Annotated in this window: 12 protein-coding genes; 5 read left to right on the top strand and 7 right to left on the bottom strand. The window is 52.1% G+C overall.

Annotated elements, in window-relative coordinates; translation table 11 throughout:
- Positions 1 to 98 precede the first annotated feature (98 nt).
- Positions 99 to 278 (bottom strand): hypothetical protein, encoded by a 180-nt coding sequence (locus tag R3B84_20220; GenBank protein ID MEZ6142896.1) that lies wholly within the window; start codon positions 276 to 278, stop codon positions 99 to 101.
- A gap of 373 nt (positions 279 to 651) precedes the next feature.
- On the opposite strand from R3B84_20220, the gene R3B84_20215 reads away from it, so the two are divergent.
- Together R3B84_20215 and R3B84_20210 are read left to right on the top strand one after the other, a co-directional pair.
- On the top strand, positions 652 to 3,120 hold the full coding sequence (locus tag R3B84_20215) for a DUF1549 and DUF1553 domain-containing protein (GenBank protein MEZ6142895.1): 2,469 nt from the start codon (positions 652 to 654) through the stop codon (positions 3,118 to 3,120).
- An 18-nt stretch (positions 3,121 to 3,138) separates the two neighbouring features.
- On the top strand, positions 3,139 to 4,533 hold the full coding sequence (locus tag R3B84_20210) for a DUF1501 domain-containing protein (protein ID MEZ6142894.1): 1,395 nt from the start codon (positions 3,139 to 3,141) through the stop codon (positions 4,531 to 4,533).
- Positions 4,534 to 4,799: 266 nt separating this feature from the next.
- Here R3B84_20210 and R3B84_20205 read toward each other — a convergent pair whose 3' ends face one another.
- On the bottom strand, positions 4,800 to 6,149 hold the full coding sequence (locus tag R3B84_20205) for a DNA-directed RNA polymerase subunit alpha C-terminal domain-containing protein (protein MEZ6142893.1): 1,350 nt from the start codon (positions 6,147 to 6,149) through the stop codon (positions 4,800 to 4,802).
- A gap of 240 nt (positions 6,150 to 6,389) precedes the next feature.
- Here R3B84_20205 and R3B84_20200 point away from each other — a divergent pair, with 240 nt between their 5' ends.
- Entirely contained in the window at positions 6,390 to 9,164 is a 2,775-nt protein-coding gene (locus tag R3B84_20200) for a fused MFS/spermidine synthase (GenBank protein MEZ6142892.1), read from the top strand.
- A 133-nt stretch (positions 9,165 to 9,297) separates the two neighbouring features.
- Here R3B84_20200 and R3B84_20195 read toward each other — a convergent pair whose 3' ends face one another.
- The 5 genes from R3B84_20195 to trpB all read right to left on the bottom strand — a co-directional run bounded on the left by R3B84_20195 (position 9,298) and on the right by trpB (position 12,543).
- Positions 9,298 to 9,699: a hypothetical protein gene (locus R3B84_20195; GenBank protein ID MEZ6142891.1), complete on the bottom strand. Its 402-nt coding sequence runs from the start codon at positions 9,697 to 9,699 to the stop codon at positions 9,298 to 9,300.
- A 299-nt stretch (positions 9,700 to 9,998) separates the two neighbouring features.
- Complete coding sequence (locus R3B84_20190) at positions 9,999 to 10,400, bottom strand: hypothetical protein (GenBank protein ID MEZ6142890.1); 402 nt, start codon at positions 10,398 to 10,400, stop codon at positions 9,999 to 10,001.
- 219 nt (positions 10,401 to 10,619) lie between these two features.
- Entirely contained in the window at positions 10,620 to 10,781 is a 162-nt protein-coding gene (locus R3B84_20185; GenBank protein MEZ6142889.1) for a hypothetical protein, read from the bottom strand.
- 316 nt (positions 10,782 to 11,097) lie between these two features.
- Positions 11,098 to 11,247: a hypothetical protein gene (locus R3B84_20180; GenBank protein ID MEZ6142888.1), complete on the bottom strand. Its 150-nt coding sequence runs from the start codon at positions 11,245 to 11,247 to the stop codon at positions 11,098 to 11,100.
- Positions 11,248 to 11,331: 84 nt separating this feature from the next.
- Entirely contained in the window at positions 11,332 to 12,543 is a 1,212-nt protein-coding gene (trpB, locus tag R3B84_20175; GenBank protein MEZ6142887.1) for a tryptophan synthase subunit beta, read from the bottom strand.
- A gap of 191 nt (positions 12,544 to 12,734) precedes the next feature.
- On the opposite strand from trpB, the gene R3B84_20170 reads away from it, so the two are divergent.
- Positions 12,735 to 13,166 carry a hypothetical protein gene (locus tag R3B84_20170; GenBank protein MEZ6142886.1) on the top strand — a complete coding sequence of 144 codons (432 nt, stop codon included), beginning with the start codon at positions 12,735 to 12,737 and terminating at the stop codon, positions 13,164 to 13,166.
- 58 nt (positions 13,167 to 13,224) lie between these two features.
- Entirely contained in the window at positions 13,225 to 19,101 is a 5,877-nt protein-coding gene (locus R3B84_20165; GenBank protein MEZ6142885.1) for a tetratricopeptide repeat protein, read from the top strand.
- Positions 19,102 to 19,261 lie beyond the last annotated feature (160 nt).

Genomic DNA, 19,261 nt, shown 5'->3' with positions numbered 1-19,261 from the left:
TCCCAGCAACAGAAAAATTGCCGAAAGTGAACGGGTCGTGGATATATTAATATAGCGTGAAAATAATTCCATGCTTGGTAGGCGTTGGTTTTGGCAACTTACCTGAGTTGAAAAACTCCCAGGTAGCCTGCCTGAGCGTGGCGGTGCCAGCCCAGTTCACGAACGTGGGCATCAACTACCTGCCGCACCGCAGGGTGGGCAGGATCGGGATAATCGTGGAAGGCCAGGAAACCACCGGGTGCCAGTCCGGGTAAGGCCAGTTGAATATCCCGCTGCACACTATCGGCACCGCGCCCTGAAGAGGCTGTGGGATACCTCTTCAAGTTTTCTGTACTGGATTCCCGCCTTCGCGGGAATGACGATTGTTGGCACAATCGTCTTTATAAAACCGTAGCTAGCTCCAACGGCTTAGAAAACTCCTTAACGCACGTTGGCTCCCAGCCTTTGCCGGGAGGCCATTCGGGAGGGCTGCATAAAGACATCGATTGGTTCGCCCCAGTCGCTCTGTTGGAAATTGGCGACTGTTTTTTCTAGGTTGGCCCGGTTCTTTTCACAGATTTTTCTTTCATTTTTGCCTAATTTGGGGTACGATGAACCTAATCTCCTGCCCTGCCACGCCGCCTGTTTTCGGTTTTACTTCAGGATCGTTCCATGTTTCGTCATTGGTGCTGCAGCACTGCCGTTCTCATAATTGCCCTAAGTGCTTACGCAGCAGATAGTTCCGTCGTACGCATTGAGCTGGAACCTGGCCAGCACCGTGGGGATTCGCTGGTGTTATCCGGGCGGGATGCGACGCACCAACTGGTGGTAACCGGTATCGATTCTAACGGCAAACGCACCGATGTGTCCCATCAGGTGAAAATTACCCCCACTACGGATGTGGTACAACTGGAATCAGGTGGTTACCTGCGTGCCCACCGTGAAGGGAAAGGCACCCTGAAACTGACACTGGGGAAGCTGGAAACCAGCGTGGCGGTCGAAGTTCAGCACATTGAAAATGACCTGCCGGTTTCGTTTCGCCAGCAAATTGTGCCAATCTTCACCAAATTCGGCTGCAATGCAGGTGGGTGCCACGGTAAGGCGGATGGGCAAAACGGCTTTAAGTTATCGCTGTTTGGGTTTGAGCCGGCAGAAGATTATGAGTACATTGTGAAAGAGGCACGTGGGCGACGGATTTTTGCCTGTGCACCCGAACATAGCTTGCTGTTGGCCAAGGCCGATGGCACCGTGCCCCACGGTGGGGGGAAGAAACTGCCGAAAGATTCGCCCTTTCACACGGTGGTGAAACGGTGGATTGAACAGGGTTGTCCGGCGGGTAGTGCGGAAGATGCCCGCGTCGAGCGAATAGAGGTGCTGCCCCACGAACGGGTACTGGGGTTGAAGGATCGCCAGCAATTGGCAGTGATTGCCCATCTTTCTGATGGCCGCACCGTTGATGTGACACGAATGAGCCAGTTCGATGCCAACCGCACCGATCTGGTTGGTGTTAGTGCCAATGGCCTGGTGGAAAGCGCTGGCCTGCCCGGGTCCACCGCGATCATGGCACGGTATCAGACGCACGTGGCAGTGTGTCAGGCCACGATCCCACTGGGGCAAGCAGTGGAAAAGCTGCCCCCGGTGGCCAATATCATCGATGAACATGTTTTTGCCCAGTTGAAAGCGTTTGGGCTGCCACCATCGGAACTGTGCGATGATGCCACCTTTTTGCGACGAGCCACCATCGATATTACCGGTCGATTGCCCACTTTGGAGGAACTGGACCAGTTCAACAACGACAAATCAGCCGACAAGCGGACCAAATTAGTTGATCGATTACTGCATAGCCCTGCCCATGCTGATTATTTTGCCAATAAGTGGAGTGCTATTCTTCGCAACAAACGATCTTCACCGAACGATCCCATCCAGCCCACGCAGGCGTTTTACGACTGGATTCGCAAAGCGATTGCCGATAACAAGCCCTACGACACGTGGGTGCGGGAATTGCTGACGACTACTGGCGAAGAAGTTACTCACCCGCCGGTGGTGTGGTATCGGGAAACGCGCGACCCCACCGTGATGATGGAAGATACCGCACAACTGTTTCTGGGCCAACGCCTGGGCTGTGCCAAGTGCCATCATCACCCGCAGGAAAAATGGAGCCAGGACGATTACTATGGCTTCACGGCGTTTTTCTCCCGCGTGGTGGTGCAGGATGCCAAAAAAGAGAAAAAAGGGAAAAAGCCAGAGCCTGCCACCCCAGCTAATGTCAAATTTCAGCCGGGCACGGCAGAATTTGTGAACATTCGCTCTGGCAGTAAGGTCAAGCCCACGGGACTGGGCCAAGGCGAGCCAATGACCATTGACAAAAATACCGACCCACGTGGGGTGCTGGCCGACTGGCTGACCGAACCGGAAAACCCGTATTTCGCCCCCACCATTGTCAATCGGTACTGGAAACATTTCTTTGGTGTGGGGATTGTTGATCCGGAAGATGATCTGCGGGTAACCAACCCACCGAGTAACCCGAAATTATTACAGGCACTTTCGCACCAATTGCAGCAGAACAAATACAATCAGCGGGAATTGATTCGCCTGATCTGCACGTCCAGTACCTACCAACTGAGTGCGGTGCCCAACCAGTACAATGGCGACGATCGGCAGAACTTTTCGCGATATTTCCCCAAAAGATTACCCGCCGAGGTGCTGCTGGATGCCATTAATGATGTCACTGGTTCGGAAACCAGCTTCAAAGGAATGCCGAAAGGCACGCGTGCGGTGCAGTTGCCCGACAATATGTTTGATTCTTACTTTTTGAGTGTCTTCGGGCGACCGGATGCCAGCAGTGCCTGCGAATGTGAACGACGCACGGATACCACGCTGGCCCAGACACTGCACCTGTATAATTCAGCGGAGATGGCCACGAAAGTAGCTGGTCCCCGGGTGCAGGCAATGGCGAAAGATAAACGAAGCCATGAAGAAAAGCTCAGCGAAATCTATCGTCGTGCGGTATCCCGCCCACCCACGGATGCAGAACTGAAAATCCTGTTGGCCCACATTGAAAAGCAGGACAAGCCACAAACGGCCTACGAAAACATTCTGTGGGCGTTACTGAATTCAAAAGAAATGATGTTTAACCACTAATCAGGTGGGGAAGTTGCAATGATTACCCTGGAATTGAACCAACGAGCCGCACCCGATTGCTCTGGCATCTCACGCCGCAATTTTGTCCGTGCGGGTTTTCTTGGTTTAGGCAGTCTCACGCTGGCCGATCTTCTTCGGATGCAGTCCCAGGCTGCAGAAGGATCGTTCATCAAAGATAAAAGCGTGGTGATGGTTTTTCTTTCGGGCGGTGCCAGCCACATCGAAACGTTCAATCCCAATATGGACGGCCCGGAACCTTCCCGCAGTGTCACGGGCTCGGTGGCGACCAGTATTCCAGGCACCCACCTGGGTGGAACGTTTCCACGCCTGGCCAAACTGATCAACAACATTGCGATTGTGCGTTCGTTTGCCCACAACAATGGCAATCACGATCAGGCAATCAGCCATGTCCTTACCGGTGGGACTGATCCTAACGGGCAGGCAGCTTTGGGCTTCAGCATCGGTGCAGCCACGGCACGCCTGGGAGGCACGAACCATCCCAAAACGGGATTCCCCAGCAATGTGTTACTGACCGCACCCCACAAAGATCCACAGTACAATCGGGAAATACCGCGGGTAGTGAAAGGTTCGCGTGCGGGCACGCTTGGGGATCAGTTTGCCCCATTCATCCCGGCAGGAAAGGGACCTGCCATTGATAATCTGAAGCTGCGTCTTGATGCGGATCAACTGGAAGATCGCCGCACCCTGTTGAAACAGTTAGATGATCTGAAACAGGGCCTGGATAGTGGTACGGTTTCCGGTACCGATCAGTTTGATCGCCAGGCAGTTGAACTGCTGCTCAATGGCAGTCAATCGGTGTTTGATATTACCAAAGAACCTGCCGATGTGCGAAAACGCTACGATACCTCCTCCTTTAAATGTGGCAAGAAGATCTTTGAACCTTCTGTGCTGGGGAATCAATTTCTGATTGCCCGCCGATTGATCGAAGCGGGCAGTCGCTATGTCACCATCCACAGTGCGGGCTGGGATATGCACGCCGACGGCAATAACCCGGGCATCAAGGATGGCATCAACATGCTGGGCAAGCCACTGGACCAGGCACTGGGGTGCTTCATGGAAGACTTGCAGCAACGCGGCATGCTGGACAAGGTACTGATTGTGGTGACGGGTGATTTTGGCCGCACACCCAAGATTAACAATCGTGGGGGCCGCGATCACTGGGCCAGCCTGGGCACGCTGGCTTTCATGGGTGGCGGCATCGAAGGTGGCCCGATCATTGGCCAAACCGATCGCAACAATGCGAAGCCTGCCGACAAACCCTATACCACCATTAACATGTTTGCCACGGTGCTGAATGCCCTCTTCGACGTGGGCACCCTGCGCGTTCAACGCGGCATCCCCGGCGATCTGATGAAAGCAATCGAAGCCCCACCCATCCCAATCGTTGGCTAACTGCTTCCGTTCCGCCCCGTGACTTCAATTGCACTGCCCCACGCAGATGGTGCAGCAGATCACACACATATTAATATTGCCATCTCGCACCCAAATTGATTTTGAATTTCCCACAAAATGGAGAAATGGCGGAAAAAAGTCGAAAAGGGCTGATAGTTGATATATCAGGTGATTGAATTTCAATAATGAAGACGCCACAAGCTGAGAGATTCAACAAACTACGTTGTTGTCTCGAAGGCGGGAAGATGGTTTTACCAGAATCTGAATCAGTCGCCGCGGAGTTTTAAGCCCATTTCAGTGAGCTTTTCTTTCACTTCGTTCAGCGAGGTGACACCGAAGTTCTTAGCATCCAGCAGTTCATCGGAAGTGCGGGACAGCAATTCGCCGATTGTCGAGATCCCCAGCCGGTTCATACACTTGCGGGCACGCACCGTCAGGTTCAGTTCGGAAACCGGGCGATCCATCATCGCCTGCTGTTCTGGTGGCAGGCTGGCATGCTGGCGATGCACTGGTGGGGCAGGTCGCGTGGGCTCGAATTGCGTGCCTTGTTCCAGCGCCTGACCAATTCGCAGATTGTTTTGGTTCATTACCGCACGGATTTCGGTCAGTGATGTTTCGCCAAAGTTCTTGCTGGAAAGCAGGCTCATTTCGCTGGTGCGGGTCAAATCGCCCAGCGTGCGCAGACCCATTTTTTTCAGGCAGTTGCGGGAACGCACCGAAAGTTCGAAATCGGTGATTGGCAGATCGAGCACTTGACGAAAACGGCTGTCAAAGACTTCGTCTTCGGGAACTGCGGTCTGGTCGAGCGAAGCCTGAGCATCTTTCAGGAACAGGCGGGCCCGTTCATCGTTGTAATCTGCTTTCAGAAGCCGTTCGAAGCATTTGGCCGCACGGTCGTACTGGTGATTGTCTTCGTAAAGAATCCCCAGGTTATACAGCACGCCTTTGTTCACAGGTGGGTATTTCAGGCACTGTTCGTAATAACGAATCGCCTCGTCATCCTGACCTGCCTGATCATTAAAGAATCCTAATAAAAACAGTGCCTGCGAGTGAGAAGGATCAATCTGGACTGCTTTTTCCAGCGATTCAATTGCCTGCTTTTTGTGTCCCTCTTCAATGGCAATCGAGGCCATCTGAAAGTGAAATTCGGCAGAAAATGCACTCAGTTCGCCCAGTTTGCCGAGGATTGCTTTTGCCTTTTCAATCTGGCCCTGTAACCGCAGGATGCTGGCTTTCATCAGCAGCACCTGGGGTGCGGAATAGCCCGCCTTTTCTGCGTTATCGAATGCAGCTGCTGCCGCTTCGTAGTTGCGGCAGTTTGCCAGCGATTTCCCCAGGTAGAACAGACCCAAGGGGGTATCCACTTCCTTGAAATAACGAACAGCTTCCTTCATATAGCCAAGGAAGTAGTTGGTAATTCCGAGTTTCAACGCCAGTTTTTTCGACTGGGTAGCCGGTGCGGATTCGTACCGTTTGAATAAAGTTTCATTAATTTCGTTTAATACTTGAAACTGGGAGCCACCTTGGGACAAGCCTTCTTTCACCCGAGAGATGGTACCAGCGTCGCAATCTTCCCGTTCCAGGATGAATGCTTTCAAATCAATCGTCTGTTCCACGCGTGTGGTACTCCAGGAAATGCACAACCAGGACGCTTCGTCAAATTAGCAATTAATTATTGTAATAAAGTGGGCAAGGGAAAGGCAAGTGGCGGATGGGAAAGAGTTTAATATATAATTTATTGTTTATATAACTGATCCTGCAAAATTTGGTTGTTTTCTGATGATTCCAATACACCACATTCCTGTAAAATACTCCCACTGTCAGGTCTGGTGGGCAGCAGCATCGTAGGGGTTTCCATGTCTTCTTTCAATGCACCACGTGTGCCGGTTTTTGTATCGCTGCCGCTGCTTGCGGTGCTGTTCGTTGCCAATGCTGCCTCACTGGTGATGCAACTGTTAGCTGGTCGGTACCTGGCACCATACGTTGGCTCTTCCATCGAAACCTGGACTTGCATCATTGGTGTATTTCTGACAGGGATCGCGATTGGGAATGCTCTGGGTGGCCGAATCGCCGACCGCAGGCCAAATACCAAAACACTTGCAGCAATTTTGTTGGTTGCTGCACTGTGTACCGCCTGGTTTGTGGGGCTGCACCGTCTGCTGGATGCCACCAACCTGGATCAAACGATGGGTCTGGGGGTGCGAATTGTGGTGCTGGCGATTGTGTTCTGCCTGCCGGGTGCCATCACCTTCAGCTTTGCCACCCCACTGACCATTAAACTGCTCCTGCCCGATGTGGGTAATGCCGGCCGCATTGCAGGTTTTGTTTTCGCTTTGAGCACGCTTGGCTGCCTGCTGGGGAATTATGTCACTGGCTTCTGGCTGCTGGCATCCTTCCCGCTGGATCAGATTACGTGGTGGGTGACTGGTATCCTGATAGCACTTGCTGTTGCTTGTTATCTGATGAACTGGCACAAAGATCAGACCCTATCCACCACGCCTTCGACGACAAAATCATCGGAAAGTGTGCCGCAAAGTGATCTGCTGGGATTTCGCAAACAGCCTTCACGTGCTTTTGCCGTGGTGTTTCTCGCCAGCTTTTGTGGAATGTCGCTGGAATTGTCCGGCATGCGGGTGCTGGCCCCCACGCTCGGGGTATCGTTATATTCCTGGACAGGGATTATTGGTGTGATGCTGGCAGGCACCGTGCTTGGGAATTACACGGGTGGCATTCTGGCCGACCGTGGTGCCACCGTAGGCATTCAACGAATCCTGACAATTTTCTTCCCAATACTGATGGCTGCCATTGCACCCGTGCTGGTGCGGTGTGGTTTCCCCAATTCTGCCCTTGGTAATGCGATTGCGTTCGACAAACTGCTGCATGTACCTGAAGTTGATGGTTGGTTTTCTTACAACCCCACCGTGCTGGTACGTATTGCTGGTGCTGTTCTTGGTTGGCTTTGTATCCGATTTGCCATCAAGAACGATCCGAAACCGTATGGTCGTGCCTTAAACCTGCTTTTATTCGGCGGTTTTTTAGCAGCAATTTTCAGCCATATGTTTGTGCATTCGCTGGCAAATATTATTGAAAACGAAAAACTGCTCGATCTCCCCAAAACCAGTTTAGGAAGTGCGTTTATTTATATTCTGGGCTTTGTGGTGGGTGCGTTAATTACGCTGGCACTCTTTTATGATGTGAATCGCAAACCCTTATCCTTCCAACCCAATAGTATTCTGGGTGCTTGTCTGCTGCTGGCCGCAGCAATGTGCGTCGGGGTAATCATTCTGCAAATTGTGTTCAATCGGGTGAACAATCTGTTTGAAGTCTTTAACGCACCGGATATTGTTACGCGGGTGCTGGCCTGGACCTTCGCATTGTTTTTCCTGCCGATGTTTGCTCTGGGCACCATATCACCACAAGTGATCCGGTTGACCATTCGCGATGTTGGCAGTGCCGGACGTACTGCTGGTACGGTGTATGCATGGTCCACCACCGGGGCGATTGTGGGCACCTTTGTTACTGGCTACTTTTTGATCGATCTGCTGGGCACCGGCCGAATCCTGATGATTCTTGCCATTCTGCTGACGGTTGTTGCAGTGATTGTGGGGCAGCAGTGGAAGACGGTGGTGCTGCTTTTCGCTGCCAGCATTGTCGGGATTGGTTCGTTTGTTGGCATTATCTTTTATGGTGGTCGGCCTAACGACAGCGAATTGGTCTACTACGAAGAAACCAAATACTTCCTGATCGCTGTTCGGCACGAACAGGATCCCCCTGTTGGGCGGGGCAGTAATTATCGCTTTATGTCGCTGGATCAATTGATTCACTCTTTTGTGAATGTGGAAGACCCGGACTATCTGGGTTACGAACATGAAATGATTCAGGCTGAATTTATTCACCAGGCCCGCGTCGCAAGCAAAGAACCTGCACGTACCTTAGTAATCGGTGGGGGTGGCTATACCTTCCCACGTTATGTCAATTCCACCATGCCCGAAGTGCTGCAGGATGTGGTAGAAATTGACCCTGGTGTCACGGAAGCAGCCCACGTGGCGATGGGCTATCCACGCGATACGCGGGCGAAGTCTTACCATATGGATGGTCGACAGTTCATTCGCGAACGGGCACCCGCTGGTCACTATGATGTTGTCATTCAGGATGCGGTGAATGACCTTTCTGTGCCATACCATCTGATGACCAAAGAGTATTTTGCCCATGTGAAGAAATCGCTGAAACAGGATGGCGTATTTCTGCTGACGCTGATTGACAGCATCGATCGTGGGGAGCTGTGGGCAGCAGCGTTCCGCACCATGCAGGCAGAGTTCCCTTACGTCTATATGCTGCAGCCATTTGAAGTAATCGATCGCAAATCGAGAATTGTATACGTAATTTACGGTTCCACGCAGCCACTGAATGAAGAGAAGCTATTCAGTGCGGTGCAGCAATTCCGCCTGCCGGGCACAGAGCAAACCAAGCCACTGGTTACCAAAACGATTCCAGCGAATGTCCTGCAAGAAGCATTAGATAACAAAAAGCCGATCGTGCTGACCGATCAGTACGCACCGGTGGATAATCTGATGCTGAATATCTTCCGCCTGCGGGTAGAAGATTTCGATAAAGACCCGAAAAAGCCGTAGCGGGCGTTGGAATTACGTTCATCCCTGGCATGAATTGTAAGCGAAGCCACCCCACCATGCCGATAAAGCATTCATCGGCTTCTGCCGGAAATGGTGCGAAAAACGCGGTGCTCCGAAGTAATCTTATTGCAAATCAAGACTGCAAGAACGTGATATCAATGATGCAATTCGGGTCGTTGTTAAGTTCGGTTGTAACAATTCCTTCGTAGGTAACACTGACTTTCAACCCATACCAGCACGCAGTGGGGTCTTCCTTTCGAACTTTCCAAATTTCCCTAAACAAGTTCTTCATATCACGAGAGGTATAGATTCCGTGGAGTTTCTCGTTTGGTAAGATAATACGTAACTTTCCACTAAATCCTTCCGCATCAGCAAACCAACGCACATCTACGAAAGCGGAAAGCCAAGCAGGTTCTTCAGGCATTTTGTGCCTTAGGGATTGTTGCAAGGGGAATTCCTTATCTGCCTCAGCTTTGATTAGTCCACCAAGTTTCTGAATCAGATTTTGGTAGGTATCCTGGAAATTATCTGACACTTTTTACTCCGATTGTTGAGCGATTCAATTAGCTTGCGCGATGATTAATCGACTGCTTATTCTGTAAATACTTGCGTTGAGAGAAACTTTTTTATGAAATTTTCCCAAATTCGAATCAGTCTGCTCTGATCAGTGGGGTATTTTTCACGCGTATTGACCACAGTAGCTCCTGGTTGGGATATTTACTATCTGGAGCAGCAATGGATCACCGAACCACCCCACCATGCCGATAAAGCGTTCATCGGCTTCTGCCGGAAGTGGTACGAAAAACGCGGTGCCTCGAAGGAATCTCTTAGAACTCACGACTGCAAGAACGTGATATCTATGATGCAATTTGGGTCGTTGTTAAGTTCGGATGTAACAATTCCTTCGTAAGTTAAACTGACTTTCAACCCATACCATTTAGCGATATTGTTCGCTTTTCGAATGTCCGATAATTTCATGAATATTTTCTCTATTTCGGTAGTGGTCGCTAACGAATAAAGGTTTCCAGAAGGTAAAACTGCACGGAGTTTAGCACTCCAGCCTTCCGCATCAGCGAACCAACGTACGTCTACGAAGGCGGAATTCCAAGCTGGGCCATTTGACTTCTTGCTGTCCTTAACTTTCGGCAATGACAAAACCTTGTTGACCTCGTCTCGCACAAGCTGACCGAGTTTCTGAACCAGTTGCTGGAACTTTTCCTGTATATTTTCAGACATATTACTAGATTCCAATTTGCAAGTGTGGTTATGTTGTTTGGGCAACAAGTAATATATTCTCCAGATATTGCTTTTGTTGCGTGTTTAACTGCTGGTCGCTGTTTTCGAAGCTCAAAGAAAATCGAACACCTCGAAGTGTAATCATGATGTCGAACGACGAAGGTCTTAGTTCTTCATTCCCCCGAGTAATTCAGAATGATGAAGATATTGCTGGCCGCATTATGAAACCGCTTCAGTGAGAATGCGATCCCCAGGCACCAGATCGCGGGCGGCTATCCAGCCTTTATCATAGGCAAAGAATGGGAGTTTGTGCGTGGTGCGAATCACCTGCCCACCGACGTGCAGGCTGTGCAAAGCCGGAAGGCTTTTTCGAATTGTCAAAGATCAAAACCAAAGCATGGAATTATTTCCACGCTATATTAATATATCCTCGAGCTTTTCGATTTTGAAAATTTTCTTCTCGCCGGGAGGAGATTGTGCGGAAATTGGCTGTCACAACTGCTTATTCTGTAGATACTTGCAGTGACGAAAACTTTTTTGTGAAATTTTCCCAAATTTGAATCAGTCTGATCTGATCAGTGGGGTTTTTTCAAGAGATTGACTACCGTGTCCCCGCTGGGATAGCCCGAGCGACAGTGACAGGAATGGATCACCGAGCCACCCCACCGGACGATTTCGCCCAGATGTCAACTGCAGATCAGTAACACCGCTTCCGTGGTGCGTTCAGTGGGTCAATTTTTGCTGCCCGTCGTTGTTTGCGGGAGTGTACTTTTTTCGCAGTTTTGCGAATCACTGCAGATTTAATTGTTGTGGAACCGTGGTCTCGAAGCTGAATTGCTTTCGTCATGATGTTTCCCCATTGAAATGGCGACATCAGTTAGACAAGTGTAGTTGCCGCACGGTTCGCTTTTGAGGAATGATTAATATTTTCTCAGATTCGATCGCGCATCAGACGGGCCACTTCGGCACAATCTTTGTCCCCACGGCCAGAGAAACAGAGCACCACATTCGCAGTGGGGGGTAAGCTGGCGGCAATTCGCATGGTTTCCACCACCGCGTGGGCTGTTTCCAGTGCGGGTAAGATCCCTTCCAGCCGGGAACAGAGCGAAAAGGCATCCAAAGCCTCATCATCGCTCACGCTGCAGTAATCCACGCGGGCACTGTCTTTCCAGTAGCTGTGTTCCGGGCCGACAGCAGGATAATCCAGGCCAGCAGACACCGAATGAACATCGGCAGTCTGGCCATCATCATCCTGCAGCACATAAGTGAAGGTGCCGTGCAGCACCCCAGGCTGACCGTGGCTCAGCGTGGCTGCGTGCCCACCCAGCAGGGAATTGCGGCCACCAGCTTCCACGCCCACCAGTCGGACCTGTTCATCATCCACAAACGGGTAGAACATGCCAGCGGCGTTGCTGCCACCACCCACGCAGGCCACCACCACATCGGGCAGGCGATCCAGTTGTTCCAGGCACTGCTGGCGGGTTTCCAGACCGATCACCGATTGGAAATCACGGACCATCATTGGAAATGGGTGGGGACCAATTGCAGAACCAATGATGTAATGGGTGTTTTCCACCGTTGCCATCCATTCCCGCATCGCCTCGTTCACTGCATCCCGCAAGGTTTTGCTGCCTGATTCCACCGGAAACACTTCCGTACCCATTGCCCGCATGCGGAAGACGTTTAATTCCTGGCGGCGAATATCTTCCGAGCCCATGTAAACACGGCAGGGAAGGCCCAGCAACGCGGCTGCAGTGGCACTGGCGACGCCATGCTGGCCAGCACCAGTTTCGGCAATGATGCGCTGTTTGCCCATTTTTTTGGCTAACAGTGCCTGCCCAATGGCATTATTGATCTTGTGGGCACCGGTGTGGTTCAAATCCTCGCGTTTCAAAAAAATCTGTGCCCCACCTGCTTCTGCAGTCAGGCGTTCTGCAAAGTAGAGACGGGAAGGTCTGCCCACGTAATCGTGCAGGATCTGGTGAAAACGTTTCTGGAACTCGGCATCTGATTTCATCTGCTCGTAAGCTGCCGTCAGTTCTTCCAGAGCAAACATCAGAGTTTCCGGCACAAAACGCCCACCAAACTGGCCAAATCGACCACGTGCGTCCGGCACCAGGTGGGGAGAGGTTGCTATCGACATTCAAACACTCATTAGGTTGTATGGTTATCTTGCTGTCTGGGCGGTCTTATTTTGTTATTTTAGCCACCTCTGCCAACAAACCAATGAAATCCGCAGAATTGTGTCGCGATCAGGAAGGTGGGCGATTTCTCCAGGCGCCCTGTCCTATACAATAGTTAGGAAAACTTACGTAACAATCGAGTTGTTGATCGATGCATTTTCAGTTTGTGGTTGGCCCACCAGTGACCGGCCTGCCAACGCAGGCTCCCATGCCGCCTGACGAATCGACGCCGTTATTGCGGGAACTGATTCAGATTCAGCGGGAACAACTTGCCTTGTTGCATGCCACCCAGTTGCACAAACATCAGAATGCCCGCTGGCAGGCATTGCTGGAACGGTGGTCTGCCGAATTTCCTGAAATTGGCCTCTCCTGTCAATCGGCGTTGCCTCAGGTGGAGCGGGCATTTCTGGGGTTGATCGAGGATATGACCAGTTACCTGCTGGAAAATGATCGTGCGGACTCGCTGGATGAGTTCACGCTGGCAGAATTTCTGGACAGGTATGGTTCCCGCATTGGCCAATTGGGAACACTGCTGAATGTACTTGGCCCAATCTCGGAAGCTGCACGCTCAAAACAGCAGTAACGTTCTTCATTCGATTCGCACCGTTAGACGATCCCTTGCGAGTATTCAAGGAGTTACCATGGAAGTAACCACATCTGATTTATTGCCCATCCGTGAAAAATATTCGCAGGGGATGTACCTGCAGGCATATGAGCTGTCGAAACAATTCGGCCCACTGGAACAGTGGGAAAATACCCCCGCACGCCTGATGGGTGGGCGGATTGCCATTCAACTTGGTGGCAATCGGCTGGGGCGAAAGATGCACCTTCAGGCGTGGAAAGACACCCCCACGTATCCGGAAGCAATCTACTACCATGCTCGCTATCGGCTGGAGCAGTTCGGCCCGTTTGCGTGCTGGAATTTCATGCGAACGTTTACCGAAGACGACTGGTCGATTGCCCCACCTGATATCCGTGCGGACTGGTACGCACTGCACGCCTATATTTGTGGGCGGCTGCGGGATTTTGAACAGGCAGAACGCTGGCTGAACAAAGCCGATACGCTGTGCCAGGACCGTGCCTGGTTTGATGTGGAAAAATCGGCCGTGCTTGAGTTTCAGGAAAAATATGAAGAAGCCCTGGAAGTGGCCCGTCATTCACTTCAGTTGGTTCCGAACTTCCGCCCTGGGGTGCAGTCCGAATGCCATCTTCTTTTGGTGTTAGGGCGTACACAAGAGGCCTTAGAGCGGCTGAGGGAAGCTTCGCAGGCGATTGAAAGCAGCATCCTCTATGCCCACCTGGCTGCGGTGCAGATGGAACTGCGACATTTCCACGATGCGCGGGCAACCTACGAAAAATTTGTGCAGTTTTCTCCACTGCTGGATCGGGAAACCAAAAAATGGACTGCGGCACGTCTGGCCGATGTCGCCTACTATTGTGGGGATTTTTCCACCGCACTGGAGCAGTGTCCACATGCCAAAGATGAATTTTACGATGATCTTGCAAAACAACTGCCTTTAGTCAGCCAGCCAGAGCACTACCACGTGCGGATACCGTGCCTGACGCTGGGCGAAATGCAGTACCCTTCCCCACTGGATGTGGGCGTGCGCTATTGGCTGAATAAACAGGTCAATTGCCCACAGGAAGTAATTGCCAGCGACGGCCTGCCCGATGTGCGCGAACGGGAATGGGTTGAGGCACAGGGCCTGGTGTGCCGCGAGTTCCGATTTGCGCCCGAAATCGCCAAAGATTTACTTTCACGTGGGCTGCCATTCACCTTAACACTGTTTGATGGTGGTTACGGCCACCCGCACCTGGTGGTGGGGGTCGACATGGTGCGGCAATCGTTGCTGTTCCGTGATATTTATGAGAATCGCGACAATGAAGCATCGTTCAAACTATTAAACGAACGTTATCAGGGCACCGGCCCACGTGGTTTGTTGTTTGTCCCACCAGAAAAGGTGGGGGAACTGGAAGGGATCGAGTTTCCAGACGGCAAAGAATTAGAAAAACTTCATCAGTTGCAGCTTGCACTCCATCAGCACCGACGTGCTGAAGCAGTAAGCATTTACGACGAATTGCGTGCGGAATCTGCCACCCACCTCGTGACACGATTGGCACGACTGGCACTGGCTCGTTACGATGCCCACCCGGTGCTGATGGATGATGCGATCGACGCACTGCTGACGTTGGCACCCAACGATTCGGCATACCTATCAGTAAAGTTGAACACCTTACGGGAACTGAGCCGCAAAGACGAACGCCTGCAACTGGCCCAGAAACTGGCGTTATCGCCCAAAGTAGACCCCAGTTTCTCCCACCAGTACGTGCACATTGCCCTGGCCGATCCGGAATTACTGCCCGATGCAGAAATGGTGATGCGTCGAACGATCCGCAAACGTCCTTACTACCCAGGTGGGTATTATCTGTTGGCCAATGTGCTGTGGGAACGTGGCGAATTCGATTTATCGCGGGAGGTTTATCGCTTTTCGGCAGCACTGGATGACCGCGATGATCAATTCTGCGAATCGTACTATCGGGCCTCGCGAGCCACCAGTCACAATAAAGAAGCCTTGCGCTTTCTGGAACACCGCTACCACCGCACTCTGGGTAGGTGGTCCGCACCTGCCCGCGTCTATTTTTATGCTCTCAGTGAAGAAGGCGAGATGGACGAGGCGTTCGATTGTCTGCGCCGAGTTTGGGAGCCAAATCAGGAAACGGAAGCCACTCCTCCAATGGCCACAAATGCCAGCGAAGTGGGTGATGTGATTCTGTTTGCTGCCGAAATGCACACCAATTACAACGATGCGGAAACGGGTGAGCAGTTACTGGAACTGGCAAAAAAATTCAGCAATCGGCTGGCCATTGCCAAGGTAGAAACCCGCATTGAAATGACCCGATTGCATTTCAGTCGTTGTCAGGCGATCTGGAACGAAATTCTTGCTGCAGAACCACTTTCGAACGAAGCCCACCGCAATGTGGCACGGTTGATTGCCGATCTGCGAAGTCGTGATGAAGCGATCGAATGGCTGAAAAGTTACATCCAGACCTTCCCCCACCATTATCCATTACGGCAATTGCTGATCGACTGGCTGCGTGGGGAAACCGTGGCCCAGGGGGTGCGTCCACCAGCAGAGACGGTCATTCGGGAAATGATCGAGCAGTGCCCCACCGATGCCTGGATTCATCGCGAATTGTCGCTGCATCTGGCAAATGCGGGCTTTCGTGAAGATGCTCTGGTCGCACTGGAAGAGGCGAAACGCCTGGAGCCAGACAGCCCATCGTACTTTTACACGCTGGGACATGTCCTTACCCGCGCAGACCGGATTGAAGAAGCGAGGGAGGCCTATCAGGAAATTATTCGCCGGTCGGTGGACAATGATATTGCTATCGCGGAACTACTGACATTGTCGCCAGGTGATGAAGAGAAGAAAAATGCCATTGAATTTGTAGCAGACCAGTTTCAACTCCAGCAGAAATATGGTGAAGGAATTCTCACATTTCGGGATACCGCCTCCCAGGCTGGGGATGTGATTGAACCGGATGAACTGCTGAAAATTGTGCAGCAGGCATACGATGAATACCCCGAAGTGTGGCAGACCTGGTCGGCGTTGAGCCAGCAACTGGTGGATGCGGAACGGATAGAAGAAGCCCACCAGGTGGCACTGGAGGCGGTAGAACGCTTCCCATTACTGCCACGTCTCTGGAAAGAGCTGGCAGATATTCGCAAACGGCTGGGCAAAATTGAAGACCAGATTGCCGCCCTGCGACAGGCGGTCATTACCGCACCTGGCTGGAGTTATGTGGCTCGGGAACTGGCTGATCTGCTGGAAGTCCATGGTGATAAAGAAGAAGCACGGGCCATTCTGGAACAGGCGGTTGCCCGCAACCCGATTGATCCTGGAAACCACGGTTATCTGGCAGACCACCTCTGGAAAATTGATGAACCGGAAGAGGCATTACGACGCCAGGAAATCTCTGTAACGCTTGATCCTGGTTACGATTGGGCCTGGCGTACCCTTGGCGAGTGGTGCGACGAGGTGGGCCGTTCGAACGATGTGGTGGAAATTGCCCGTCGGGTCACCAAAGCGAAACCCGGCGACCCACGTGGCTGGCTGGCACTGGCACGCTGGCTTTACAATTCCGACCAGCACGAAGAACTGCTGCACGCACTGGATCGGTGCATCACTCTCAACCCACGTGGAACGGATGGCCACGACCTGAAAGCGGAACGGCTGGCAGAATTAGGGCGGTTTGATGAAGCCAAAGCTGCCGCCCTGCCGGATGTGTACGACAACGACATCCCGATTCTCCTGCAGGGGCGTGCAGCCTGGGTAGAAGCGAAGCGGGGGGATCTGATTACGGCCTGTCGCGAAATGCAGGCACTGGTTGCACTGGAGCCCACCTATTACTGGGGCTGGCAGCAACTTGCGGAGTGGTACAATCTGTTAGGCCGATCGGAGGATTTTCTGGAAGCGGCCAACAAAATGGTTTCTTTACGGCCAGACAATCCGTTCGCACTGACTGCACGTGGGGAAGCCCGCATGCAGAACGAAGACCTGGAGGGTGCCAAAGAGGATTTTCGTGCTTCGATGCATCTGGACCCGAATTATACCTATCCCGGGATGTTGCTGTTCGATGCTTTAATGGAAGATAAGGATTATGGTGCTGCGCGTGGAACGCTGGCGATTCTGGATGAAAATGCAGGGAGCAGTGGGCGACCATACGTGGTGGCCCGTTACGTCCAGCTTTATGCACGGTCGGGCGAAAAGGATGATGCTTTTGATGAATTTGAAGAGGTAATTACGCTGCCATGCGAATCTTCGTGGCCGATCAGCTCTTCGGCAGCAGAATTGCGGAAAGCTGGCTGGCAGGAGCATGTGGATGGCCTGTTGAAGCACAAAATACTCACTACAGATAATTTCCAGACCCCCTGTCTGCTGGCCTGGCTCGATAGCCCGATGGGCACTGCAGCCACCATGGAAGAACGTCTGGAAGTAGTGCGACGTGTCATCAAAATTCACCCCACCTATGTCACAGCACATGACCTGAAGGCAGAATTGCTTTGTCAGTTGGAACGATTTGATGAAGCGCTGGCGGCCTGCAAGCCGGAAGCCTTAGAAGACCAACTACCGATGATGCTGCTTGGGCGGGAAGCATGGATTTATGCCCAACGGGGGAATCGCACCGAAGCAATTAAGAAAATGCGCTTGATTGTCGAAACGGAACCGGATTACGACTGGGGCTGGAAGCAACTTGCTATCTGGTACGACGAAAATCAGCAGCCACAGGAATACCTGGAAGCGGCGGAGCATTGGTCGCAGTTACGCCCGAATGATCCGGTGGCTACATCGTATCTGGCCGATGCCCTGCAGCAAACAGGTGATCGACGGCGGGCGAAAGCCAATTTCCGGAAAGCCTATGAAACTAACCCCGCCTACGCCTTTCCTGGGTTGAACCTGTTTGATTTCCAACTGGATGATGAAGAGTTTGATGCGGCCAGCCTGACATTAACGAAACTTCAGGAGCATGTCGGTGGGCCACAGGTACAGTTGCGGCAGATTCAGTTGTTGGCACGCCAGAAAAATGAAGATGAGGCGATGGATGCCCTCTATTCGCTGTTGCTGATGGAAGACGCACCAAACTTTATGCTGACCAGATCGCTGGATGCTCTACGGACAGCAGGTTACCATCGCAGCACCCTGGCGTTGCTGGCGGAAGCAATGGAAGACAACGATATCCACCCCGCCACCGGCCGACTGTGGGTGGAAGAATCGATGAAACTGGACGACTGGGCGTTTTGTGAGAAATTATTAACATTTGAGACCGATACCAAAGCCAGCCTGGAGGCGGTGGCGACCTTTCTGGATAACTGTCGCCCACCCCACATGCGGGATAAGTTGTACGAGTTTCTGGAAAAGGCGGGCAGCCGAGTCCGCTCCAGTAATACCATCTGGGCGAAAGTCTCTGCCAGTTTGCTCCGGTTTCAGGATTTCGCCATGATCCGCACGTGGGGTGCTGATTGGCGGGAACGTGATCTCGACGAACAGTGGCAACTACATGCCTATGCCACCGCATTGCGTGTACTGGATGAAACGGAAGAACTGGTTGCAGTCTGCCATTTCGCACTGAACGAACTGGAGGAAGATGGCTATACCACGTGCGATTTTCAGGTGTGGTTGTTGTTCGAAGCTGCGAACAGCGGTAATGTGGAACTGGCAACACAATTACGCGAGGCGATTCAGGAAAATCTGGAAGAAGACGAGGATTACCTGGATTCTGCTGGCAAAATCCTCTATCAGATGGCACTGGGACTGCTGCAGGTAAAACAACAGGGTGGTGGGGCGTTTGGCGTTGCCAAAGCGGACGGTCGTCAGAAATATCTGGAACTGGCTGGCGAAGTGCCACGTCCGGATATGGTGCGATCGTACAAACGCTGGGCAAAAAATCTGGCATCCAGTGCGGGAGGCATTCTGCCACGCTTGTGGTTCTGGTTCCGCGGCAACCCACCGCAGTAGACTGCACGGTAGTTAGAGCGGGTTTCGAGTAACTGTGATCATGGCTGTTTAAGGCTTATTGTCTGTTGGCCCTGAAGGGGCCATTCTGTCAGCCCAGGGTGAGCGAAGCGAGCCCTGGGAAAAGAATTTACCATACCCGCAGCCCTGAAGGGGCCGTTCA

This window comes from Zavarzinella sp., from assembly GCA_041399155.1.
In the GTDB taxonomy this organism is placed as follows: Bacteria; Planctomycetota; Planctomycetia; order Gemmatales; family Gemmataceae; genus JAWKTI01.
Note: the sequence above shows the minus strand (reverse complement) of the source record. Positions and strands in the feature narration are given on the sequence as shown.